Origin of the sequence: Streptomyces sp. NPDC047108 (assembly GCF_040643575.1) — a bacterium.
GTDB lineage: Bacteria > Actinomycetota > Actinomycetes > Streptomycetales > Streptomycetaceae > Streptomyces.
Genome location: NZ_JBEYUP010000010.1, coordinates 1 through 23,016, shown reverse-complemented (window position 1 = coordinate 23,016; position 23,016 = coordinate 1). Strand labels below are relative to the sequence as shown.

Sequence of the window (23,016 nt, the reverse complement as noted above, 5' to 3'; positions counted from 1 at the left end):
GCGAGGCCCATGAGCGGTGTCATGAAGCGGATGGGGATGATCTTCCGCGCGAAGGCCAACAAAGCCCTGGACCGGGCCGAGGACCCGCGCGAGACCCTCGACTACTCGTACCAGAAGCAGCTCGAGCTGCTTCAGAAGGTCCGCCGGGGCGTGGCGGACGTGGCCACCTCCCGCAAGCGGCTCGAGCTGCAGCTCGGCCAGCTCCAGGGACAGTCGGCGAAGCTCGAGGACCAGGGCCGCAAGGCGCTCGCCCTGGGCCGGGAGGACCTGGCGCGCGAGGCGCTCTCCCGCCGTGCCGCGCTCCAGCAGCAGGTCACCGACCTCGAGACGCAGCACCAGACGCTGACGGGCGAGGAGGAGAAGCTGACGCTGGCGGCGCAGCGGCTCCAGGCCAAGGTCGACGCATTCCGCACGAAGAAGGAGACGATCAAGGCCACCTACACCGCCGCGCAGGCGCAGACCCGGATCGGCGAGGCCTTCTCCGGCATCTCCGAGGAGATGGGCGACGTCGGCATGGCGATCCAGCGGGCCGAGGACAAGACGGCCCAGCTCCAGGCGCGCGCGGGCGCGATCGACGAGCTGCTCGCCTCCGGCGCGCTCGACGACCAGAGCGGTATGGCCAAGGACGACATCGCGGCCGAGCTGGACCGGCTCTCGGGCGGCACGGACGTCGAGCTGGAGCTGCAGCGGATGAAGGCCGAGCTGGCGGGCGGCAGCGGTTCGCAGCAGGCTATTGAGGGAGGCCCGGAGCAGCAGGCGGCGCCGCAGCAGTCCGAGGAACGGCCGCGGTTCGACAAGAGCTAGGCGCCGGCCACGCAGGGAGCCGTGGCCGGGCGCCGGCGCGCACCGGACGTATCGGGAGGTCGTCATGATCGTGCGGATCATGGGGGAGGGCCAGGTGGAGCTGGCGGACCGTCATTTCGCCGAGCTCAACAAGCTGGACGACGAACTGCTCGCCGAGATGGAGAGCGGGGACGACGCGGGCTTCCGGCGGACCCTCACCGCGCTGCTCAACGAGGTCCGTGAGCTGGGTGAGCCGCTGCCCGACGACTCCCTCGAACCGTCCGAACTGATCCTTCCGGCTCCGGACGCGACGCTCGAAGAGGTCAGGGAGATGCTGAGCGAGGACGGGCTGATCCCGGGCTGACCCGCGGTCGCCCGTCGGCCTCGGCGCGCGACACCGCCCGACCCCGTACGCGTCCTGGCGTGAGCACGTCTTCGGTACGCGGGCACAGCAGCACCCGGCGATGGCCAGGTTCCCGGACGGGGACCTGGCCATCGCCGCGTCATGGGCCGCGGGCGGGAGGACGGGAGCGGCGCTCGCTCCGGAACGGAAACCCGCCTCCCGATACGGACGACGACCCCCGGAACGGAACGGGGTCGATCCGGCCATATCGGCGGGATATCGAGTGCGCCGGCCGCCTCGGGCACATCCGTGCGCGTCCGCGCGTCCACGCCCGCTGTCGAGGTGCCCCCGGCACCGCTTACCGTTGCTTGTCGTGACCTCCCTCGCCGTCGGACAGGGCCTCGCCCGTCCCCAGCGCTGGCTGCGCGCCCATCCGCTGGCCCTCGACGCCGCCGTGGCCGCGGTCGTGCTCGCCATCATCCTCGTCGGCATGGTGACCGAGCCCCACGGCCCGCACGGCCGGCAGTACGGCGAGCGCAGCCCCGAGGCGGCGAGCGTCGCCCTCGCCGTCCTCGCCGCCGGTGCGCTCGTGCTGCGCCGCCGGATGCCGCAGCGGGTCCTCACCGTCACCAGCGTCCTGTCCCTGGCCGAGCTGGTCGTCGTCCGCGGTGACGACACCTCGCCCGTCGCCATCACCGCGGCCGTGGCCGTCTACACCGTGGCCTCCAGGACCGACCGCTCGACGACCTGGCGGGTCGGGCTGCTCACGGCCGTGGGACTCACGGCCACCGCCATGCTCTTCGGCGCCCGGCCCTGGTACGTCCAGCAGAACGTCGGGATCTTCGCGTGGACGGGTATGGCCGCGGCCGCCGGCGACGCGGTCCGCAGCCGCCGCGCCTTCGTCGACGCCATCCGGGAGCGTGCGGAGCGCGCCGAGCGGACCCGCGAGGAGGAGGCCCGCCGCCGCGTCGCCGAGGAGCGCATGCGGATCGCCCGCGAGCTGCACGACGTGGTGGCGCACCACATCGCGCTGGTCAACGTGCAGGCCGGGGTGGCGGCCCATGTCATGGACAACCGTCCGGACCAGGCCAAGGAGGCGCTGGCGCACGTACGGGAGGCCAGCCGTTCCGCGCTGACCGAACTCCGCGCCACGGTGGGGCTGTTGCGCCAGTTCGGCGACCCCGAGGCCCCGACCGAACCCGCCCCGGGCCTCGGCCTCCTCGATCAGCTCATCGACTCCTTCGCGCGCGCCGGCCTGCCGGTCGAGGTCGAGGTGGCCTCGGAGGTGCCCAGGGCCGGGGGCCAGGGGCCGTGGCACAGCCGGCGTGCCGAGGACGCGGCGGAGGCCATCGGCGACCTGCCGAAGGGCGTCGACCTGACCGCGTACCGCGTGGTGCAGGAAGCCCTCACCAACACCCAGAAGCATGCGGGCGAGCGGGCACGGGCCGTCGTCCGTATCGCCCGGGCCCGTCAGTCCCTGGAGATCACGGTCCTCGACGACGGCGCCGGGGAGCCCGCGCAGACGGACCTGGCCGCCGCCGCGGGGCCGGAGCGGGGCGTACGGACCGAGCCACGCGCCGCGGGGGCGCTCGCGAAGGCCACCAAGGCCGCCAATCCGAAGGGCACGAACGCGAAGGGCACGAGCGGCAAGGCCGCGAACGGCAAGGGCGTGAACGCGAAGGGCGCCGGCCTGAAATCCGCCAACTCCAAGGCGGCGAACGGGAAGGACACGACCCCGGACCGTACGAGGACCGACCTCCCGGCCCCGGACCGTGGCGTGAGCGACCACCCCGCCCCCGACCGTACGGACAGTGCGGTCGGCGCGGACATCCGCCGCCCCGACTCCGGCGGCGGCCACGGCCTGATGGGCATGCGGGAACGCGCCGCCGTCCTGGGCGGCGTGTGCGAGACCGGCCCGCGCCACGGCGGCGGATTCCGCGTCCACGTACGCTTGCCGCTCACGGACACGCAGGCCGGGGAGGCCGCGCGGAAGGGGGCTACGTGACGATCCGGGTGGTGCTCGCGGACGACCAGGCGCTGCTGCGCAGCGCGTTCCGCATCCTCGTCGACTCCGAACCCGACATGGAGGTCGTGGGGGAGGCGTCCGACGGCGCGGAGGCGGTCCGGGTGGTACGCGAACGCGGGGCCGACGTCGTCCTCATGGACATCCGGATGCCCGGCACGGACGGCATGGCCGCCACCCGGGAGATCAGCGCCGACCCGGCGCTCGACGGCGTCCGCGTGGTGATGCTGACGACGTTCGAGGTGGACGAGTACGTGGTGCAGTCGCTGCGCGCGGGTGCCTCGGGCTTCCTCGGCAAGGGCGCTGAGCCGGAGGAGATGCTCGCGGCCATCCGCGTCGCCGCCGCGGGCGAGGCGCTGCTGTCGCCCGCCGCCACCAAGGGCCTGATCGCCAAGTTCCTTGCGCAGCCCGAGGGTTCGGACTCCGCCGAGGAGCGGGGCGACGGCGCCGAGCGGCTGGCGGCGCTGACCGGGCGCGAGCGCGAGGTCCTCGTCCTCGTCGCGGGCGGGCTCTCCAACGACGAGATCGCCGAGCGGCTGGCCGTGAGCCCGCTGACCGTGAAGACCCATGTGAACCGGGCGATGGCCAAGCTCGGCGCCCGCGACCGCGCCCAGCTCGTGGTGATCGCGTACGAGACCGGGCTGGTCCGCCCCAGGGTGGACTGACGGGCAGGGCACCGGGGACGGATCGCCGCGCCCGCTCACGTGCCGGCCGGCGGCCCGTTCGCGCCCTGACCGGGGCCGTTTCCGGCGCTGTCCGGGGGCCGTTGACGCTCCGACCCCTGGCCGTGCTCGGGCCGTCCCGAGCCGGTCGCAGGGCCGGTCACCGGAGGGGCCGAGAGACCGGTACGTCGAAGGGAGGACCGACGGGGGAGAGGGCCGTACTGCGCTCGCGGTAGTCGGCCTGGCCGATAACCGACCTGGGAGCGACGGAATCGCGTCTTCCGTGGCTGATCGTATAAGCGCGGCATAAGACCGCTTCACGACCGGCAACAGAAGAGAGACCTCCACCCATGTCCTGGCTGTCGAGAATCAGCCTCGTACAACGGGGTTTGATCGCCCTCATGGCGCTCATCGCCATCGCCTTCGGAGCGGTCGCGATACCCCAGCTCAAGCAGCAGTTGCTGCCGTCCATCGAGCTGCCGATGGTGTCGGTGCTGGCCCCGTACCAGGGTGCGTCCCCCGATGTCGTCGAGAAGCAGGTCGTCCAGCCGCTCGAGGACAGCATCGAGTCGGTCGACGGCATCACCGGCGTCACGGCGACGGCGAGCGAGGGCTCGGCCGTGATCATGGCTCAGTTCGACTACGGCAACGGCACTGATCAGCTCGTCGCCGACGTCCAGCAGGCCGTGAACCGGGCGCGCGCCGAACTGCCGGACGACGTCGACCCGCAGGTCGTCGCCGGCTCGACGGACGACATGCCCGCCGTCGTCCTCGCCGCCACCTCCGGCAAGGACCAGCAGGCGCTCGCCGACCAGCTCGACCGTTCCGTCGTCCCGGCCCTCAAGGACATCGAGGGCGTCGGCCAGGTCACGATCGACGGCGTCCAGGACCGCATCGTGTCGGTCACGCCGGACGAGAAGAAGACGGCCCGGGCGGGACTCTCGGCAGCGGCTCTGGGCCAGGCGCTGGAAGCAGGTGGCGCCTCGGTGCCTGCCGGTTCGTTCGCCGAGGACGGCAAGAGCAGGACCGTGCAGGTCGGTAGCGGCTTCTCGTCGGTGCGCCAGATCGAGGACCTGCGCGTCTCCGCGGCGGCCGCCGCGGCAGGCGGCCAGAGCGGCGGCGGCCAGGGCGGCGGTCAGGGCGGCGAGAGCGGCCAGGCCGCCGGCGGCGGCACGGGTGCCGGCGCGTCCCCCAAGGCCGTACGGCTCGGTGACGTCGCCGAGGTGAAGGACGAGTCCGCCACCCCGGTCTCCATCACCCGGACCAACGGCGAGCCCAGCCTCGGCGTCGTCCTGACGATGGGCCAGGACGGCAGCGCCGTCGACATCTCCGAGGCCGTCCAGGACAAGCTGCCCGAGCTGCGCAAGGACCTCGGCTCCGATGCGGAGCTGACCGTCGTCAGCGACCAGGGCCCCGCGGTCTCCAAGTCCATCGACAGCCTCACCACCGAGGGCATGCTCGGCCTCCTCATGGCCGTCGTCGTGATCCTGGTCTTCCTCGTGTCGCTGCGGTCCACGCTGGTGACCGCGGTGTCCATCCCGCTGTCCGTCGTGATCACCCTGATCGTGCTGTGGACCCGGGATCTCTCGCTCAACATGCTCACGCTCGGCGCGCTGACGATCGCCATCGGCCGCGTCGTCGACGACTCGATCGTCGTCCTGGAGAACATCAAGCGGCACCTCTCGTACGGCGAGGAGCGCCAGAAGGCCATCCTCGAAGCGGTCAAGGAGGTCTCCGGAGCGATCACCTCCTCGACGCTCACCACCGTCGCCGTCTTCCTGCCGATCGGTGTCGTCGGCGGCATGACCGGCGCGCTGTTCGGCCCGTTCTCGCTGACCGTCACGGTCGCCCTGCTCGCCTCGCTGATCGTGTCGCTCACGGTCGTGCCGGTGCTCTCGTACTGGTTCCTGCGCGCCCCCAAGGGCTCGGCGGGCATGGACCCGGACGAGCTGCGCCGCCTCTCGGAGGAGAAGGAGTCCCGCAGCCTGCTCCAGCGGATGTACGTGCCGGTGCTGCGCTTCGCCACCCGCCGCCGCTTCACCAGCATCCTGATCGCGGTCGTGGTGTTCGTCGGCACGCTCGGCATGGCACCGCTGCTGAAGACCAACTTCTTCGACGCGGGCGACCAAGACACCCTCTCGATCCGGCAGGAGCTCGAAGCGGGCACCAGCCTGGGGGCGGCCGACGCCGCATCGCAGAAGGTCGAGAAGCTGCTCGACGGCGTCCGCGAGGTCAAGGACTACCAGGTCACGGTCGGTTCGTCCGGTCTCATGGCGGCCTTCGGCGGCGGTACGGGCGCCAACCAGGCCACGTACCAGGTCAAGTTGCGCAGCTCCGACGACTCCGACGCCGCCATCGAGAAGATCCGCGACGGCCTGGACGGCCTCGGCAAGAGCGCCGGCCAGACAACCGTGCAGGCGGGCGACGGCTTCGGCAGCCAGGACCTCAGCGTCGTGGTCAAGGCCGCGGACGCCGATGTGCTGAAGAAGGCGTCCGAGCAGGTGCGCGCCGAGGTCGCGAAGCTCGACGACGTCACCGACGTCCAGAGCGACCTGGCGCAGAGCGTCCCGCGCATCTCCGTCACGGCGAACTCCAAAGCAGCCGGCTACGGCTACTCCGACGCCACCCTCGGGCAGGCCGTCACCCAGGCCGTACGCGGCACCACCACCGGCAAGGCGGTGCTCGGCGAGACCGAGCGCGACGTCGTCCTCAAGGCGGAGAAGCCCGCGACGACCGAGGCCCAGCTGCGGAACCTCGAACTGGCCACGCCCGCCGGCACGGTGAAGCTCGGCCGCATCGCCGACGTGAAGACCGTCCCCGGGCCGGTCCAGATGACCCGGATCGACGGATCGCGCGCGGCGACCATCAAGGCCAAGGCCACCGGCGACAACACCGGCGAGGTGAGCACCCAGCTCCAGTCGAAGATCGACAAGCTGAAGCTGCCCGACGGCGCCACCGCGGACATCGGCGGTGTCTCCCAGGACCAGGACGAGGCGTTCTCCTCGCTCGGCCTGGCCATGCTGGCGGCCATCGCGATCGTCTTCATGCTGCTGGTCGCGACCTTCAAGTCGCTGGTGCAGCCGCTGATCCTGCTGATCTCCATCCCGTTCGCGGCGACGGGCGCGATCGGTCTGCTCGTCGCCACGGGCACGCCGATGGGCGTCCCGGCCCTGATCGGCATGCTGATGCTGATCGGCATCGTGGTGACCAACGCCATCGTGCTGATCGACCTCGTCAACCAGTACCGGGCGCAGGGTTACGGCGTCGTCGAGGCCGTCGTCGAGGGCGGACGCCACCGTCTGCGGCCGATCCTGATGACCGCGCTGGCCACCATCTGCGCACTGCTGCCGATGGCGCTGGCGATCACCGGTGACGGCGGCTTCATCTCGCAGCCGCTGGCGGTCGTGGTGATCGGCGGTCTGGTCACCTCCACGCTGCTCACGCTGCTGCTGGTGCCGACGCTGTACGCCATGGTCGAGCTCCGCAAGGAGCGCCGTCGCACCAAGCGCGCCGCGAAGCGCGCGAAGGCGGCGGGCGACGCGGCGGCGCCGGAGCGGGAGTCGGAGCCGGCGGGCGTCTGACCGGTACCGCGTCCGAACCGTTCAAAGGGCGGTCCCCGCAGCCTCGTTGAGGCCGCGGGGACCGCCCCCGTCGCGTACGGGCCCCGTGATCCCGTACGTGACGCATCGGCCCGCGCCGGGTCCGCGGGCCGCCCTCGATGGGGCGGCCCGGGCTTCGTGCGCGGGTGGTGTCCGCTACGGCAGCGCGAGCATCCGCTCCAGCGCCAGCTTGGCGAACTTCTCCGTCTCCGGGTCCACCTGGATCCGGTTGACCGTCTTGCCGTCCGCCAGCGACTCCAGCGCCCAGACGAGGTGCGGGAGGTCGATCCGGTTCATCGTCGAGCAGAAGCACACCGTGCGGTCGAGGAAGACGATTTCCTTGTCCTCGTCGGCGAAACGGTTCGCCAGGCGCCGTACGAGGTTCAGCTCCGTACCGATCGCCCACTTCGATCCGGCGGGCGCCGCCTCCAGGGCCTTGATGATGTACTCCGTCGAGCCGACGAAGTCAGCGGCCGCGACGACCTCGTTCTTGCACTCGGGGTGCACCAGCACGTTCACGCCCGGGATCCGCTCCCGTACGTCCCGCACCGACTCCAGCGAGAACCGGCCGTGCACCGAGCAGTGACCGCGCCAGAGGATCATCTTCGCGGCGCGCAGCTCCTCGGGGCTCACACCGCCGCCCGGCTTGTGCGGGTTGTAGACGACGCAGTCCTCGAGCGACATCCCCATGTCACGGACCGCCGTGTTCCGCCCCAGGTGCTGGTCGGGCAGGAAGAGGACCTTCTCGCCCTGCTCGAACGCCCAGTCCAGCGCGCGCTTGGCGTTGGACGAGGTGCAGATGGTCCCGCCGTGCCGGCCCGTGAACGCCTTGATGTCCGCCGAGGAGTTCATGTACGAGACGGGGACGGTGAGTTCGGCCACCCCGGCCTCGGTCAGCACGTCCCAGCACTCGGCGACCTGCTCGGCCGTGGCCATGTCGGCCATCGAGCAGCCGGCGGCGAGGTCGGGCAGTACGACCTGCTGGTCGTCGGCGGTCAGGATGTCCGCGGACTCGGCCATGAAGTGCACACCGCAGAAGACGATGTACTCGGCCTCCGGACGCGCGGCGGCTTCCCGGGCGAGCTTGAAGGAGTCACCGGTGACGTCCGCGAACTGGATGACCTCGTCACGCTGGTAGTGGTGGCCGAGCACGAAGACCTTGTCCCCGAGCCGAGCCTTGGCCGCCCGGGCGCGCTCCACCAGGTCCGGGTCGGACGGGGAGGGCAGGTCGCCGGGGCACTCGACACCGCGCTCGCTCTTCGGGTCGGCCTCGCGGCCGAGCAGGAGCAGGGCGAGCGGCGTCGGCTGGACATCGAGGGGTTGGGCGGTGGTCACTGACACGCACCCTTTCTGTGTTCCGCAGACGCACCTTTTCGTCTGATTGACGCTATCTATCATAACCGCTTCGCGTCAGTTTGACGACGGGCATCGCGTCGATGTGACGCATTCCCGGGACGCCCGCCCGGAGCCGTACCGTGGTCACGGCACAGCGTCGCGACCGTACGGCGCGAGGTGTGCGAGCATGAACGCGGAAGTGAACGTGCCAGGCCCGGAATGAATCCGCGGCCCCGTTGGTTCTGACCGACGGCAAGCAGTCCGAACAACCCGGGAGAGAGCAGATGTCCGTTCAGGACGAGAAGACCAGCGTGAGCGACGGCATCATTCTGTCCGACGCCGCCGCGTCGAAGGTCAAGAGCCTGCTGGAGCAGGAGGGCCGCGATGACCTCGCGCTGCGCGTCGCCGTCCAGCCCGGTGGCTGCTCCGGCCTGCGCTACCAGCTCTTCTTCGACGAGCGTTCGCTCGACGGCGATGTCGTGAAGGACTTCGACGGCGTGAAGGTCGTCACCGACCGGATGAGCGCTCCGTACCTGATCGGTGCCTCCATCGACTTCGTCGACACCATCGAGAAGCAGGGCTTCACCATCGACAACCCCAACGCGACCGGCTCCTGCGCCTGCGGCGACTCCTTCCACTAGGAGCCCGGGTTCCTACCCAGGAGTCCCGGGTCCGCCCGGGCTCCGGGCCGGAGCCGGACGCGCGGTGCGTACGACGCACCGGCACCACGCACGCCGAAGGCGGCGGACCATCCTCGGTCCGCCGCCTTCGGCGTGCGTGGTCGTGAAGCCCGGCCCTGCGGTGAAGCCCGGCCCCGCGTGTCACCGGGCCTCGGGCCCGGCCTTGCCGGAACCCTTCGTCACGGCCTTGCCGGTCGACGCGTCCATGAGCTCACGGTCGCCCAGCGGCTTGTCCAGCGTGACCTTCTCCTCGTACTCCTTGGCCATCTTCACGCACACCTGGCCCGGCTTCTTCTCCTTGCCGGTGACGCGGACGACGACCTTGTCGGACAGCGAGGTGTCGGCCTTGGCGCTGTAGGTGTGGCACACCCCGCCCCAGAAGCGCAGCGTCACCGTCTTGCCGTCGGCGCTGTAGGACGTCACCCGCGGGGACGCCCCGGGCTTGCCCGGCTCGGACGTCTGCTCGTCACCGCCCGGCTCGGACGGCGCCGGCGTGGACTCCTCGATGTACTTGTCCTTCACCGCGGGGTGCGTGACCGTGTACGTCGCCGCGTCCGCCGCGGCACCCGTCGGCCGGACCTCGAACATCCATGAGGGCACCAGCGTCTCGCGCCCCTCCACGAACTGGACGGCGAGACCGAAGACGGCGTCCTTGACCTCCAGTGGCTTCGCCGGCGCCGCGGGCTTCCCGCCCGGCTTGGCCTTCTTCGGCTCGGCGCACGGCGGCGTCTCCGCCTCACCCTCCTTGTGGGGCACCGCCGAGGCGCACTCGGGGATGCCGACCGTGCCGCCACTGCTCGACTTGTTGAGCCGCTTCAGCGTGTCCTCGGCCGTGAGCACCGGGTAGTCGGCGCCCTTGGCCAGCTCGGTGAGGTGGCCGTTGCCGGCGACGACCTGGCCGTCGGCACCCACCTGCAGGCCGGTCTGCCAGCCGTGCGTGGGCAGGTCGTCCTTCACCGGGTTGGCGTTCACCTCACGGATGGCGCCCGTCGTACGGCTCGCGTCCAGCTTGGCGCCCGTCAGACCCATCGTCTTGAGCACCGGCCCGGCCACGGACTTCGCCCGCTCCTCGGAGACGGGGTCCTTGCCGTGGCCCTCGGTGCCGTCCTGCCCGTCGCCGGGGGCGGGGCAGCGCGGGCTCGTGGAGCCCTCGGCGCCGGTGCCCTGTCCGTCCTTCGGTCCGCTCATCGGCGGCTCGGCGCACCCGGAGGCGTTGCCGTAGCGCAGGAAGGTCCAGGTGCCCGGGGCCTTCTTGCTGACGCTCAGCGTCGGCCCGGAGGCGTCACGGTTCAGCCCGAACTTCCATGATCCGCTGACGTCCCGGGGCGCTCCCTTGACGCCCAGGGCGTCGGCCAGCTTCTCGGCCTGCGCCCGGGTCACGCCGCTGCGCGCCTCGTAGACCGGCGCCGAGCCAGGCCCGTCGGGCAGGTCGCCCAGGGCGCGGTAACGGCTGCCGTTCGGGTTGGGCTCGCCCGGGGCGATGCCGCGGCCGTCCTCGGCGGAGGACTGACCGTAGCCGTCCAGCCGCAGCGGCGGCGGTTCGCCCTCGCCCGAGGACGACGTGTCGTCGCCCCCGCCGTCCGAAGCGGTCGAGGCCCAGTACGCGCCGCCGCCACCGGCCAGCAGCACTGCGACCGCCACCGAGGCGGCCACAAGACCGGAGCGACGCCGCCCCGGGGCGGCCGTACGGGTCTCGGGGGCCGGTGCGCTCTTCGAGGTGTCCTCGGTCCGGTCCTCGCCGTCCGGGGTGGGGGGAGTGTTCTCGGTGCTCACCGTTCAGCTCCTTCGGCTCCGCTCGACACTTCTCAATGTCGGGTCCCTCATCCGGGGACGCGGATTGGACGGAGCAGAGGAGCGTGTGGTTCCCGTGGGGTTCCGGTCAGTCGCCGTACTCGGACATTCCGTCCAGGAGATGGGCCGACGCGGGCGGCACCGTGACGCCCTGGATCCGAGACGGCGACACGTGCTCGGCGGGGGCGGAACGGGCGGCGGAGGCCCAGTGCGGGGCCATGCGGGCACAGTCGCCCCGCAGCTCGTCCATCGACTCCGGCTCGGCCGTGACGGACGGAACGGAGGAATCGGCGTGCTTGGTCATGGGCACTCCCGGTCCGAGGGGTCGGCAACGCCGCAGACCCCGACACCATGAACGGTAAGCAGCCCCGGGGGACCGAGAAAGACCTACTATCGGGTAGTTTTGCCGCGTCGGAACGGAGCGTGGGGAGCCGGTAGCGTGGATGCCGGTCCTTTCACCGCTCGTTCGCAGCGCGATCGTCCACTCATCCCTTCACTCGCCGCAGGAGCAGATCCGTCGTGCGCATCGCTGTCACCGGCTCCATCGCCACCGACCATCTGATGACCTTTCCCGGCCGATTCGCCGACCAATTGGTCGCGGACCAGCTGCATACGGTCTCGCTCTCCTTCCTGGTCGACACCCTCGACGTGCGCCGTGGCGGCGTCGGGCCGAACATCTGCTACGGCATGGGCCTTCTCGGTCTGCGCCCCATCCTCGTCGGCGCCGCGGGCGACGACTTCGCCGAGTACCGCGCCTGGCTGGACCGCCACGGGGTCGACACCTCCTCGGTCCACATCTCCGAGATGCTCCACACGGCGCGGTTCGTCTGCACCACCGACGCCGACCACAACCAGATCGCGTCCTTCTACACCGGCGCGATGAGCGAGGCCCGCAACATCGAGCTGAAGCCGGTCGCGGACCGCGTCGGCGGCCTCGAGATGGTGCTGATCGGCGCCGACGACCCCGAGGCGATGATCCGCCACACCGAGGAGTGCCGTTCGCGCGGCATCCCCTTCGCCGCGGACCCCTCGCAGCAGCTCGCACGCATGGAGGGCGACGACATCCGCGTCCTCGTCGAGGGCGCCGCGTACCTCTTCACCAACGAGTACGAGAAGGCCCTGATCGAGTCCAAGACCGGCTGGACGGCGGACGAGATCCTCGCCAAGGTCGGCACGCGCGTGACGACGCTCGGCGCCAAGGGCGTCCGCATCGAGCGCCAGGGCGAGCAGCCGCTCGAGGTCGGCTGCCCCGAGGAGGAGAGCAAGGCCGACCCGACCGGTGTGGGCGACGCCTTCCGCGCGGGCTTCCTGGCGGGCGTCTCCTGGAAGCTGCCGCTGGAGCGGTCGGCCCAGCTCGGCTGCATGCTGGCCACGCTGGTGATCGAGACGATCGGGACGCAGGAGTACGAGCTGCGGCGCGGCCACTTCATGGACCGCTTCACCAAGGCGTACGGCCACGAGGCCGCCGCCGAGGTCAAGGCGCACCTGTCCTGACGCGCCCCGGGGGCCGCGGGTGAACCGCGGCCCCGGGGATCTTCCGCCCACCCGCCCGACGAGGGTGGGTGGGCGGACGCCACGGCTGACCGTTGTTGCATTCCGTAGATCAGGGCTGCCGGTTCGTGTGGGGGTTGTTGTCCGGGTGGCGGCCCGGCGGCGGGTGTTCGAGCATCGGGCATGGGCCGGGCCTGGCTGAGCCGGGCGTCCGAGGGTGGTGTCGTCGCCCGGTTGCGCAACAGACCGACCAGGGCATCGGTCGAGCCGGACCCGGGGGACCTGTTTTCGCATTGCTTGACCGGAGGCAAGCATTTTCACCACGGGTGCCCGAGGGAAGCGCGGGGCCCGAGCGCGCCTGGGGACCCCGCAGGGACACCGGGCTTACCTGCGGACGCGGACCTTGGCCCCGCCCCAGCCGCCCCGATGCTCCTTCCTTGCGCCGCAGGCGCGAGACGAGAGCGTCCATGGCGTCCTCCTGGACATCGGTTGAGCCGGACCGGGGACCCGTTGGTGAATCGCTTGACCAGCGGCAAGTAATTTCGTTCCGGGGAGTCCGAGTTCAGGAGCGTCGGCGTACCAGATAGGCCGTGCCCCGGTCGGCCGGGCGCTCGCCGACGTACTCCTGGTCCCGCATCGCGCACCAGGCGGGGAAGTCCAGCCGCGCCGCCTCGTCGTCCGAGAGGACGGCCACGATCTCGCCGATCCCGATGTCCCCGATGACTTTGGCGAGTTCGATGACCGGGACCGGGCAGCGCTTGCCGAGCGAGTCGACGGTGAGGGCGGGCGTCTCGTCGCCGCGAGCGTCCGCGCCCGCTCCGGGCTCCGCGCCGCCCGCCTCGGGCTCCGCGTCCGCTCCGGTGTCCGCGTCCGCCCGGGGTTCCGCCTCCGGTTCCGCGGCGGCTGCTTCCGCCGCGGGGGCTGCCGCGACGGCCACCGGCCCGCCGGACGGAGCGCCGAGCTGCTCGCGTACGCCCCGTACCGCCTCCGGCAGCACGGCCAGGAACCGCTCCACGTCCTCCTCCCGCGTACCGGACGGCAGCGACACCCGGACGTTTCCCTCCGAGAGCACCCCCATCGCCTTCAGCACATGGCTCGGCGTCAGCGTGCTGGACGTGCACGACGACCCCGAGGAGACCGAGAAACCCGCACGGTCCAGCTCGTGCAGCAGTGTCTCTCCGTCGACATAGAGACAGGAAAAGGTGACGAGATGGGGCAGCCGCCGCACGGGGTCGCCCACGACCTCGACGTCCGGCACCAGTTCGGGCACCCGCCGCCGGATCCGGTCCACCAGCCCCCGCAGCCGCTCGCGCTCCTCGGCCGCCTCCTGCTGCACGGCCCGGAGCGAGGCGGCCGCGGCCACGATCACCGGGATGTTCTCGAAACCGGGCGCGCGACCCGACTCCCGTTCGTCCGCGGGCCCTTGGGCCGCGAACCGCACCCCCTTGCGTACGACGAGCAGGCCCGCCCCGGGCGGCCCGCCCCACTTGTGGGCGCTCGCGGTCAGCAGCGACCAGTCGCCCTCCACCCGCCCCCACGGCAGCGACTGCGCGGCGTCCACCAGCAGCGGCACACCCGCCCCTGCGCACACACGCGCGACCTCGGCCACCGGCTGCTCGGTGCCCACCTCGTGGTTGGCGGACTGCAGGCAGGCCAGGGCGGTGTCAGGGCGCAGCGCCGCCGCGTACGCCGGCGCGTCCACCCGGCCCGCCCGGTCCACGGCGACCTCGTCGCTCTCGCCGCCGGCTGCCCGGTGCGTCTCGGCGGCGTGCAGGACGGAGGAGTGCTCGACGGCGGAGACGACCAGGTGCCGGCCGGTACGGCGCCTCCCGGCCAGGGCACCGGCGACCCCGCTGTGCACGGCGCGGGTACCGGAGGGAGTGAAGACCAGTTCGTCGGGCCGGCAGCCGACGGCCTCGGCCGCGGCCTCGCGGGCGGCGTCAAGCAGCAGCCGCGCACGTCGCCCTTCCCGGTACAGCCTGGCCGGGTCGGCCCACCCCTCGTCGAGCGAGGCCACCAGCGCCTGGCGGGCGACGGGATGGAGCGGAGCGGACGACGCGGAATCGAAGTAGACCACGTATGAACGCTAACGCGGCCCGGGCGCGGTCCGGCCGCGGACCGCCCGCCACCAGGCACGCGGTGGTCGCGACCCGGGGCGCACGCCGTCGAGGGGGGCTCGTGGCGCGGTGCGTGCACCAACGGGACGCGGGCCGGTCGCGGCCGTCCGTGCGGGGAACCGGATGGGCCCGCGGTCGTGGACGAGGACCGGCGCCAGGGGGCACCGTCCGCGGCTTGCCGGAGCGGTGGGGGACGCTCACGCGGCACGGTGCCGCGGCGTGCCGACTGCGCTGCTCACGCGCTATGCGAGGGCGTGTCAGAAGGCGAGCGGGGCGGCCCGTTCCACCCCTTCGGGGCGCGGCGCGCCGCGTTGGGCACCCTCCCCGCGCGACCCCAAATTGCGTCCAGTAGGGTTTGGTCCGCATAAACATCAAACCCCTGCCCGCGACAGGGCCGGCGACCGACCAGCGAGACGGCCGCAGCCGGCCGCGCGGGCGAGACTCTCGGGAAGGCGCTACGTGAGTCCCAACGGCTCCGACCGCTCGTCGCGGCGCCCGATGCGGCGGAAGCTGCCGCAGGCGCTGGCCGCGGGCCTGGTCCTTGCGACCGCCACCGGTTGCACATATAAGGACTTTCCCCGCCTCGGTATGCCAACCCCTGTCACGGAGGAGGCGCCGCGGATCCTCTTCCTCTGGCAGGGCTCATGGGCGGCTGCGCTCGCCACGGGCGTGCTGGTGTGGGGTCTGATCCTGTGGAGCGTCATCTTCCACAGGAGGTCCAGGACCAAGGTCGAGGTTCCTCCGCAGACGCGGTACAACATGCCGATCGAGGCCCTCTACACCGTGGTCCCGATCATCATCGTCGCGGTGCTCTTCTACTTCACCGCCCGCGATGAGAGCGAGCTGCTGAAGACCTCCAAGAAGCCGGACCACGTCATCAACGTCGTGGGCTACCAGTGGAGCTGGGGCTTCAACTACATGGAGAACGTCGACGGCGACCTGAGCACTCCCGCCAAGGTCCCCGCCGCGGTCAGCACCATCCCGGACAAGCGGCTCGAGGCCGTGCCCAAGGGCGCCGAGGGCGTCTACGACACGGGCACGCCGGGCGAGTGGACGAAGGGCAACCCGAGCCCGGGTCCGACCCTGTGGCTGCCGAAGGGCGAGACGGTCCAGTTCATCCTGACCTCGCGTGACGTCATCCACTCGTTCTGGGTGCTGCCGTTCCTGTTCAAGCAGGACGTCATCCCCGGCCACACCAACGTCTTCCAGGTCACTCCGGACAAGGAAGGCACGTTCCGGGGCAAGTGCGCCGAGCTCTGCGGTGTCGACCACGCACGCATGCTCTTCAACGTCAAGGTCGTCTCCCCCGAGCGGTACCGGGCGCACCTGAAGGACCTGGCGAAGCAGGGCCAGACCGGCTACATCAAGTCCGGCATTCCCCAGACTGATGCCGCCAAGAATGCGGAGACGAACGAAGAATGAGCATCCTCAACGAACCCCAGGGTGCCGCCGGGACGGACTCCTACGAGGACGAGCTGCCGCCGCACCGCAGGGAGCCCGGCAACGTCGTGGTCAAGTGGCTGACGACCACCGACCACAAGACGATCGGCACGCTCTACCTCGCCACCTCGTTCGTCTTCTTCGTGATCGGCGGCGTGATGGCGCTGCTGATGCGCGCCGAACTGGCCCGCCCCGGCACGCAGATCATGTCGAACGAGCAGTTCAACCAGGCGTTCACGATGCACGGCACCGTGATGCTGCTGATGTTCGCGACGCCGCTGTTCGCCGGCTTCGCGAACTGGATCATGCCGCTGCAGATCGGCGCGCCCGATGTGGCGTTCCCGCGGCTGAACATGTTCGCCTACTGGCTCTACCTCTTCGGTTCGCTCATCGCGGTCGGTGGATTCCTCACCCCGCAGGGCGCCGCGGACTTCGGCTGGTTCGCCTACTCCCCGCTCTCGGACGCGGTCCGTTCCCCGGGTGTGGGCGCCGACATGTGGATCATGGGTCTGGCCTTCTCCGGCTTCGGCACGATCCTCGGCTCGGTCAACTTCATCACCACCATCATCTGCATGCGCGCCCCCGGCATGACGATGTTCCGGATGCCGATCTTCACCTGGAACGTCCTGCTGACCGGTGTGCTGGTGCTCATCGCGTTCCCGGTGCTGGCGGCCGCGCTGCTCGCGCTGGAGGCGGACCGGAAGTTCGGATCGCACATCTTCGACGCGGCCAACGGAGGGGCGTTGCTCTGGCAACATCTCTTCTGGTTCTTCGGCCATCCAGAGGTGTACATCATCGCGCTGCCGTTCTTCGGCATCGTCTCCGAGGTCATCCCGGTCTTCAGCCGTAAGCCGATGTTCGGCTACATCGGTCTGATCGCCGCCACGGTCTCGATCGCCGGCCTCTCGGTCACGGTGTGGGCGCACCACATGTACGTCACAGGCGGCGTGCTCCTACCGTTCTTCTCGTTCATGACCTTCCTGATCGCGGTACCGACCGGTGTGAAGTTCTTCAACTGGATCGGCACCATGTGGAAGGGCAGTCTCAGTTTCGAGACCCCGATGCTGTGGTCCGTCGGCTTCCTGATCACCTTCCTCTTCGGTGGCCTGACGGGTGTCATCCTGGCCTCGCCGCCGCTGGACTTCCACGTCTCGGACTCGTACTTCGTCGTCGCCCACTTCCACTACGTGGTGTTCGGCACCGTCGTCTTCGCGATGTTCGCCGGCTTCCACTTCTGGTGGCCGAAGTGGACCGGCAAGATGCTGGACGAGCGGCTCGGCAAGATCACGTTCTGGACGCTGTTCATCGGCTTCCACGGCACGTTCCTGGTCCAGCACTGGCTGGGCGCGGAGGGCATGCCGCGGCGTTACGCGGACTACCTCGCCGCGGACGGCTTCACCACGCTGAACACGATCTCGTCGATCAGCTCGTTCCTGCTCGGCGCCTCGATCCTGCCGTTCCTCTACAACGTCTGGAAGACGGCCAAGTACGGCAAGAAGGTCGAGGTCGACGACCCGTGGGGCTACGGCCGCTCGCTGGAGTGGGCGACCTCCTGCCCGCCGCCGCGCCACAACTTCCTCACCCTGCCGCGGATCCGTTCCGAATCCCCGGCGTTCGACCTGCATCACCCCGAGATCGCGGCGCTGGACGAGCTCCAGTTCCACGCGGGTGAGAAGGAGCTCGCGGGCGGCAAGGGCAAGGAGGCCGGGAAGTGAAGATCCAGGGTCGCATGTTCATCTGGCTGGCCGTCTTCATCCTGGCCATGGCCATCGTCTACGGCGTGTGGTCGAAGGAGCCGGTGGGCACCACGGCGCTCTTCCTGGCCTTCGGCCTGTCCATCATGATCGGCTACTACCTGGCCTTCACGGCTCGCCGGGTGGACACCGGGGCGCAGGACAACAAGGAGGCGGACGTCGCCGACGACGCCGGCGACCTGGGCTTCTTCAGCCCGCACAGCTGGCAGCCGCTCTCCCTGGCCATGGGTGGCGCGCTGGCCTTCATGGGCGTCGTCTTCGGCTGGTGGCTGCTGTACTTCTCGCTGCCGGTCATCCTCGTGGGCCTGTGGGGCTGGGTCTTCGAGTACTACCGGGGCGAGAACCGCACCCAGTAGCGCACCCCGCGCACGCAGGACACCGGGCCCGGGCAACCTCTCAGGTTGCCCGGGCCCCACCCGTTTGCACCCATCCGACGCGCCGATTCATCCCGGTTTTCTTATTTTGTGACCATGAGTCACACCTCTCGAATCCGGACGGCAGCAGGGTGCGCTCTGCTGATAGCCCCGCTGGCGATATTCGCCGGCGCCTGCGACGACGGTCACCCGCTCTCGGCCACGCCGTACGACGCGGCCGACCAGATAGCCTTCAACGCGGATGACGGCGGCAAGATAGACCCCGACAAGCCGCTGGAGATATCCGCCAAGGACGACGACGGCAGGATCACCGACGTGACCGCCACGGACGCCGCAGGGCGCTACGTGCGCGGCGAACTCTCCGCCGACGGCACCCGCTGGCGCAGCACCTCCCCGCTGGCCGCAGGCGCCCACTACACCGTCCGGGTGAGTACCGAGGACGATGACGGCGCTCCCGGCCGACGCACGATCGGCTTCGACACCACGCCCGCCGGCAAGCAGCTGAAGGTCACTCTCGGACCGGACAGCGGCACCTACGGCGTCGGCCAGCCCGTCACCGCGGAGCTGAGCCACTCGGTCAAGAGCCCCGAGGAGCGCGCGACCGTCGAGCGCGCGCTGAAGGTCGACTCCCAGCCCCACGTCGAGGGCGGCTGGACCTGGGCCAACGACAAGACCCTGCACTTCCGCCCCCGCGAGTACTGGCCGGCCGGGGCCACGGTCGAGGTACGCAGTCAGCTCGACGGCATCAAGGTAGGGAAGCGCTACGGCGGCTCGGCCAAGCCTCTGAAGCTGACCATCGGCGACCGCGTCGAGGCGATCACCGACGCCGCCGCCCACACGCTGACGGTCAAGCGCAACGGCAAAGTCATCCGAACGATTCCGGTGACCACGGGCAAGCCCGGCTACGACACCCGCAACGGGGTCAAGGTCATCCTTGCCAAGGAATCCTTCGTACGGATGACCAGCGCGAGCATCGGCGCCTCGGACTTCTACGACCTTCCGGTCTACTGGGCGACCCGTGTGACCTGGAGCGGTGAGTACCTGCACGCCGCCCCGTGGTCCACCGGATCGCAGGGGGCCGCGAACGTCAGCCACGGCTGCACGGGCATGAGCACCGAGGCCGCGAAGTGGTTCTTCGACACCGTCAAGGTCGGGGACGTCGTCCAAGTGGTCGGCAGCAACGGCGACATGATGACGCCGTTCGACAACGGCTTCGGCGACTGGAACGTGGACTGGGCGAAGTGGCGCAAGGGCAGCGCCGTGGTCCCCGCGGGGAGCCACGTCGACAGCACTCCCGCCGACTCCGCCCGCCTGCGGCCCTCGGTCTGAGGGCCGAGGCCTGACGGCTCACGGCCCTGAGGGCGCGGCTCCGAAGGGTCAGGCCTCGACGGCGAGGCGCGTCCGCAGAAGCCCGGCCAGCGCCTCCGCGAACTCCACCGGGTCGATCGGGTGCGTGACCGCCGCGTCCGCCCGGCTCCAGGTCGCCAGCCAGGCGTCCTGCGGGCGCCCGATCAGCAGCAGGACGGGCGGGCAGCGGAAGATCTCGTCCTTGATCTGCCGGCAGATGCCCATGCCGCCCGAGGGCGTCGCCTCGCCGTCCAGAACACAGACGTCGATCCCGCCGGCCTCCAGGGCGTCCAGGACGGCCGGCTGGGTCGCGCACTCGACGAACTCGACGTCGGGGAGACCGGGAGCGGGGCGCCGCCCCGTCGCCAGCCGTACCTGCTCGCGGGTGCCCGCGTCATCGCTGTAGACCAGCACCGTGGCAGTCGGCTGCATCGTTCCTCCGTGTCGTCGACGTTGGGTCCGCCTGGCGGAGCCTACTCCGCCGAAGGCCCTGTCGAGGAGGGGTCCGAAGTGCTGACACACCGAACGGTACCCCCCGGAGTGAGGGCGGGATAAGCGACCGACATAATGTCGGTCGTGGCGACAGCAACGACAGTAGACACCGGGCACGCGCACCCGTCGGTCAATCGGCCGAACCTCACCAGCGTCGGAACCATCATCTGGCTGAGTTCCGAGCTGATGTTCTTCGCGGCCCTCTTCGCGATGTACTTCACCCTGCGATCGGTGACCGGTCCCGAGCACTGGAAGGACATGGCCGACGCCCTGAACTTCCCGTTCTCGGCGACGAACACCACGATCCTGGTGCTCTCCTCCCTCACCTGCCAGCTCGGCGTCTTCGCCGCCGAGCGCGGTGACGTGAAGAAGCTGCGCATGTGGTTCGTGATCACCTTCGTCATGGGCGCCGTCTTCATCGGCGGTCAGATCTACGAGTACACGGAGCTGGTCAAGCACGAGGGTCTCTCGCTCTCGTCCGACCCGTACGGCTCGGTGTTCTACCTGACCACCGGTTTCCACGGACTCCATGTGACGGGCGGTCTGTTCGCCTTCCTCCTGGTCCTCGGCAGGACGTACGCGGCCAGGAGGTTCACCCACGAACAGGCCACGGCGGCCATCGTCGTGTCCTACTACTGGCACTTCGTCGATGTCGTCTGGATCGGCCTCTTCGCCACGATCTACATGATCAAGTAACGGGCCGTCCGGTCCGCCGGACCCGCGTTACCGCACAGACATACCCAAAGCATCGACGCAGAAGATCCTGACACCGGGGTAATCCGTGAAAAAGCTCTCCGCACGACGGCGCCATCCGCTGGCGGCGCTCGTCGTCCTACTCTTCGCGCTGGCGGTCACCGGGGGGCTGTACGCAGCGTTCGCGCCCGCGGACAAGGCGCAGGCGCAAGACACCGCCCAGACCCTTGCCATCGAGGAGGGCAAGAAGCTCTATGCCGTCGGCTGCGCGAGTTGCCACGGCACCGGCGGTCAGGGCTCCTCTGACGGCCCGAGCCTGGTCGGCGTCGGCTCCGCCGCCGTCGACTTCCAGGTCGGCACCGGCCGCATGCCGGCGCAGCAGCCCGGCGCGCAGGTGCCGGAGAAGCCGAAGGTGTACTCGCAGGCCGAGATCGATCAGCTCGGCGCGTACATCGCCTCGCTCGGAGCGGGCCCGATCACTCCGACCAAGGAGCAGTACGACCCGAGCGGCGCGGACATCGCCAACGGCGGTCAGCTCTTCCGGACCAACTGCGCGCAGTGCCACAACTTCACCGGCAAGGGCGGCGCCCTGACCGGCGGCAAATACGCCCCGGAGCTGGAAGGCGTCGACCCCAAGCACGTCTACGAGGCCATGCAGACGGGCCCGCAGCAGATGCCGTCCTTCCCGGACACGACGATGCCCGAGCAGGACAAGCGCGACATCATCGCGTACCTCAAGGCAGTCGGTGAGGACGACTCTCCCTCTCCCGGTGGCTTCGAGCTGGGCGGGCTCGGCCCGGTCAGTGAGGGCCTGTTCGGCTGGATCTTCGGCCTGGGCGTGATGATCGCCGCCGCCGTCTGGGTCGCCGCGCACACCGCAAAGGCCAAGAAGTCATGAGTGAGACTGGATCCAACAAAGACGTGTCCGAAGAAAACCTGCCGAGCGAGCAGGCCAAGGCCGGGGCCGGCACGCTGGCCCGCGCCGAGGACCCGTTCGCCGACCCCGGGCTGCCGCCCCATCAGCCGCGCATCCAGGACATCGACGAGCGGGCCGCCAGGCGGTCCGAGCGGACGGTCGCGCTGCTCTTCACGGTCTCGATGCTGGCCACGATCGCGTTCATCGCGGCGTACGTGACCATCGGCATCGAGGACATCGTGTACGTGTGGCCGATCGGCCACATCAGCGCGCTGAACTTCGCGCTCGGCACCACCCTGGGCATCGCCCTCTTCTGCATCGGCGCCGGCGCCGTCCACTGGGCGCGCACGCTGATGTCGGACGTGGAGACCGCGGACGACCGGCACCCGATCGAGGCGTCGCCCGAGGTCAAGGCCAAGGTGATGTCCGACTTCCAGCAGGGCGCCAAGGAGTCGGGCTTCGGCCGCCGCAAGCTGATCCGCAACACCATGTTCGGCGCGCTGGCCATGGTGCCGCTCTCCGGCGTGGTGCTGCTGCGCGATCTCGGCCCGCTGCCCGAGGACAAGCTCCGCCACACGCTGTGGTCCAAGGGCAAGCTGCTCATCAACCAGAACACCGATGAGCCGCTGCGTCCCGAGGACGTGATGGTCGGTTCGCTGACCTTCGCCAAGCCCGAGGGCCTGGAGGAGGACGCGCACGAGTACCAGACCCAGATCGCCAAGGCCGCGCTGATGATCGTCCGGCTGCAGCCGGAGAACATCAAGGACAAGCGCGAGCTCGACTGGTCGCACCAGGGCATCGTGGCGTACTCGAAGATCTGCACCCACGTCGGTTGCCCGATCAGCCTGTACGAGCAGCAGACGCACCACGTGCTCTGCCCCTGCCACCAGTCCACGTTCGACCTCTCGGACGGCGGCCGGGTCATCTTCGGCCCTGCCGGTCACGCGCTGCCTCAGCTGCGGATCGGTGTGAACAAGGACGGTTACCTCGAAGCGCTCGGCGACTTCGAGGAGCCGGTCGGCCCGAGCTTCTGGGAGCGCGGATGAGTACGGCAACCGACAAGCGTCGTCAGGCGCCGCGCGGTGAGCGGATCGCGGACTGGGCGGACGGCCGGCTGGGCATCTACGGCCTGGCGAAGAGCAATATGCGCAAGATCTTCCCGGACCACTGGTCGTT

General features: G+C 70.3%; 19 protein-coding genes. 14 read left to right on the top strand and 5 right to left on the bottom strand.

What is annotated here, in order from left to right:
* The first annotated feature begins 9 nt into the window (after positions 1 to 9).
* The 5 genes from ABZ822_RS20555 (at position 10) to ABZ822_RS20535 (ending at position 7,392) form a co-directional block, all read left to right on the top strand.
* Entirely contained in the window at positions 10 to 804 is a 795-nt protein-coding gene (locus ABZ822_RS20555; protein WP_360855808.1) for a PspA/IM30 family protein, read from the top strand.
* A 64-nt stretch (positions 805 to 868) separates the two neighbouring features.
* Positions 869 to 1,147: a hypothetical protein gene (locus tag ABZ822_RS20550; protein ID WP_360855805.1), complete on the top strand. Its 279-nt coding sequence runs from the start codon at positions 869 to 871 to the stop codon at positions 1,145 to 1,147.
* Between the two features lie 352 nt (positions 1,148 to 1,499).
* Entirely contained in the window at positions 1,500 to 3,131 is a 1,632-nt protein-coding gene (locus tag ABZ822_RS20545; protein WP_360855802.1) for a histidine kinase, read from the top strand.
* Positions 3,128 to 3,814, top strand: coding sequence for a response regulator transcription factor (locus ABZ822_RS20540; RefSeq protein ID WP_360855799.1), 687 nt, complete (start codon positions 3,128 to 3,130; stop codon positions 3,812 to 3,814). The genes ABZ822_RS20545 and ABZ822_RS20540 overlap by 4 nt, the downstream gene beginning before the upstream one ends.
* A gap of 347 nt (positions 3,815 to 4,161) precedes the next feature.
* Entirely contained in the window at positions 4,162 to 7,392 is a 3,231-nt protein-coding gene (locus tag ABZ822_RS20535) for an efflux RND transporter permease subunit (RefSeq protein ID WP_360855795.1), read from the top strand.
* Between the two features lie 174 nt (positions 7,393 to 7,566).
* Here ABZ822_RS20535 and nadA read toward each other — a convergent pair whose 3' ends face one another.
* Positions 7,567 to 8,745: a quinolinate synthase NadA gene (gene nadA / locus ABZ822_RS20530; protein WP_360855792.1), complete on the bottom strand. Its 1,179-nt coding sequence runs from the start codon at positions 8,743 to 8,745 to the stop codon at positions 7,567 to 7,569.
* A gap of 284 nt (positions 8,746 to 9,029) precedes the next feature.
* Here nadA and erpA point away from each other — a divergent pair, with 284 nt between their 5' ends.
* Positions 9,030 to 9,386, top strand: coding sequence for an iron-sulfur cluster insertion protein ErpA (erpA, locus tag ABZ822_RS20525; RefSeq protein WP_360855789.1), 357 nt, complete (start codon positions 9,030 to 9,032; stop codon positions 9,384 to 9,386).
* Positions 9,387 to 9,566: 180 nt separating this feature from the next.
* On the opposite strand, the gene ABZ822_RS20520 is transcribed toward erpA, so the two are convergent.
* Together ABZ822_RS20520 and ABZ822_RS20515 are read right to left on the bottom strand one after the other, a co-directional pair.
* Entirely contained in the window at positions 9,567 to 11,198 is a 1,632-nt protein-coding gene (locus ABZ822_RS20520) for a hypothetical protein (protein WP_360855786.1), read from the bottom strand.
* A 106-nt stretch (positions 11,199 to 11,304) separates the two neighbouring features.
* Positions 11,305 to 11,520, bottom strand: a complete 216-nt coding sequence (locus ABZ822_RS20515) for a hypothetical protein (RefSeq protein WP_360856285.1) — start codon at positions 11,518 to 11,520, stop codon at positions 11,305 to 11,307.
* Positions 11,521 to 11,735: 215 nt separating this feature from the next.
* Here ABZ822_RS20515 and ABZ822_RS20510 point away from each other — a divergent pair, with 215 nt between their 5' ends.
* Entirely contained in the window at positions 11,736 to 12,710 is a 975-nt protein-coding gene (locus tag ABZ822_RS20510; protein ID WP_360855783.1) for a carbohydrate kinase family protein, read from the top strand.
* A gap of 559 nt (positions 12,711 to 13,269) precedes the next feature.
* On the opposite strand, the gene ABZ822_RS20505 is transcribed toward ABZ822_RS20510, so the two are convergent.
* Entirely contained in the window at positions 13,270 to 14,784 is a 1,515-nt protein-coding gene (locus ABZ822_RS20505; protein WP_360855780.1) for an aminotransferase class V-fold PLP-dependent enzyme, read from the bottom strand.
* Positions 14,785 to 15,283: 499 nt separating this feature from the next.
* Between ABZ822_RS20505 and coxB the strand changes: the two genes are divergently transcribed.
* The 4 genes from coxB to ABZ822_RS20485 all read left to right on the top strand — a co-directional run bounded on the left by coxB (position 15,284) and on the right by ABZ822_RS20485 (position 19,721).
* Positions 15,284 to 16,246: a cytochrome c oxidase subunit II gene (coxB, locus tag ABZ822_RS20500; protein ID WP_360855778.1), complete on the top strand. Its 963-nt coding sequence runs from the start codon at positions 15,284 to 15,286 to the stop codon at positions 16,244 to 16,246.
* Positions 16,243 to 17,979 carry a cytochrome c oxidase subunit I gene (gene ctaD / locus ABZ822_RS20495; RefSeq protein ID WP_360855774.1) on the top strand — a complete coding sequence of 579 codons (1,737 nt, stop codon included), beginning with the start codon at positions 16,243 to 16,245 and terminating at the stop codon, positions 17,977 to 17,979. Before coxB ends, ctaD begins: the two co-directional genes overlap by 4 nt.
* Positions 17,976 to 18,374 carry a cytochrome c oxidase subunit 4 gene (locus ABZ822_RS20490; RefSeq protein ID WP_360855771.1) on the top strand — a complete coding sequence of 133 codons (399 nt, stop codon included), beginning with the start codon at positions 17,976 to 17,978 and terminating at the stop codon, positions 18,372 to 18,374. The genes ctaD and ABZ822_RS20490 overlap by 4 nt, the downstream gene beginning before the upstream one ends.
* 114 nt (positions 18,375 to 18,488) lie before the next feature.
* Positions 18,489 to 19,721: an Ig-like domain-containing protein gene (locus tag ABZ822_RS20485; RefSeq protein WP_360855768.1), complete on the top strand. Its 1,233-nt coding sequence runs from the start codon at positions 18,489 to 18,491 to the stop codon at positions 19,719 to 19,721.
* 48 nt (positions 19,722 to 19,769) lie between these two features.
* Here the strand turns inward: ABZ822_RS20485 and ABZ822_RS20480 are convergent, their stop codons facing one another.
* The gene (locus tag ABZ822_RS20480; protein ID WP_360855765.1) at positions 19,770 to 20,171 is read right to left on the bottom strand and encodes a hypothetical protein; all 402 of its coding nucleotides are present in this window, start codon (positions 20,169 to 20,171) and stop codon (positions 19,770 to 19,772) included.
* A gap of 135 nt (positions 20,172 to 20,306) precedes the next feature.
* Between ABZ822_RS20480 and ABZ822_RS20475 the strand changes: the two genes are divergently transcribed.
* The 3 genes from ABZ822_RS20475 (at position 20,307) to ABZ822_RS20465 (ending at position 22,886) form a co-directional block, all read left to right on the top strand.
* Positions 20,307 to 20,927 carry a heme-copper oxidase subunit III gene (locus tag ABZ822_RS20475; protein WP_360855762.1) on the top strand — a complete coding sequence of 207 codons (621 nt, stop codon included), beginning with the start codon at positions 20,307 to 20,309 and terminating at the stop codon, positions 20,925 to 20,927.
* Between the two features lie 85 nt (positions 20,928 to 21,012).
* A complete protein-coding gene (locus ABZ822_RS20470) occupies positions 21,013 to 21,822 on the top strand; it encodes a c-type cytochrome (protein WP_360855759.1) in 810 nt (269 codons plus the stop codon).
* Positions 21,819 to 22,886: a Rieske 2Fe-2S domain-containing protein gene (locus tag ABZ822_RS20465; RefSeq protein ID WP_360855756.1), complete on the top strand. Its 1,068-nt coding sequence runs from the start codon at positions 21,819 to 21,821 to the stop codon at positions 22,884 to 22,886. Before ABZ822_RS20470 ends, ABZ822_RS20465 begins: the two co-directional genes overlap by 4 nt.
* Positions 22,887 to 23,016 lie beyond the last annotated feature (130 nt).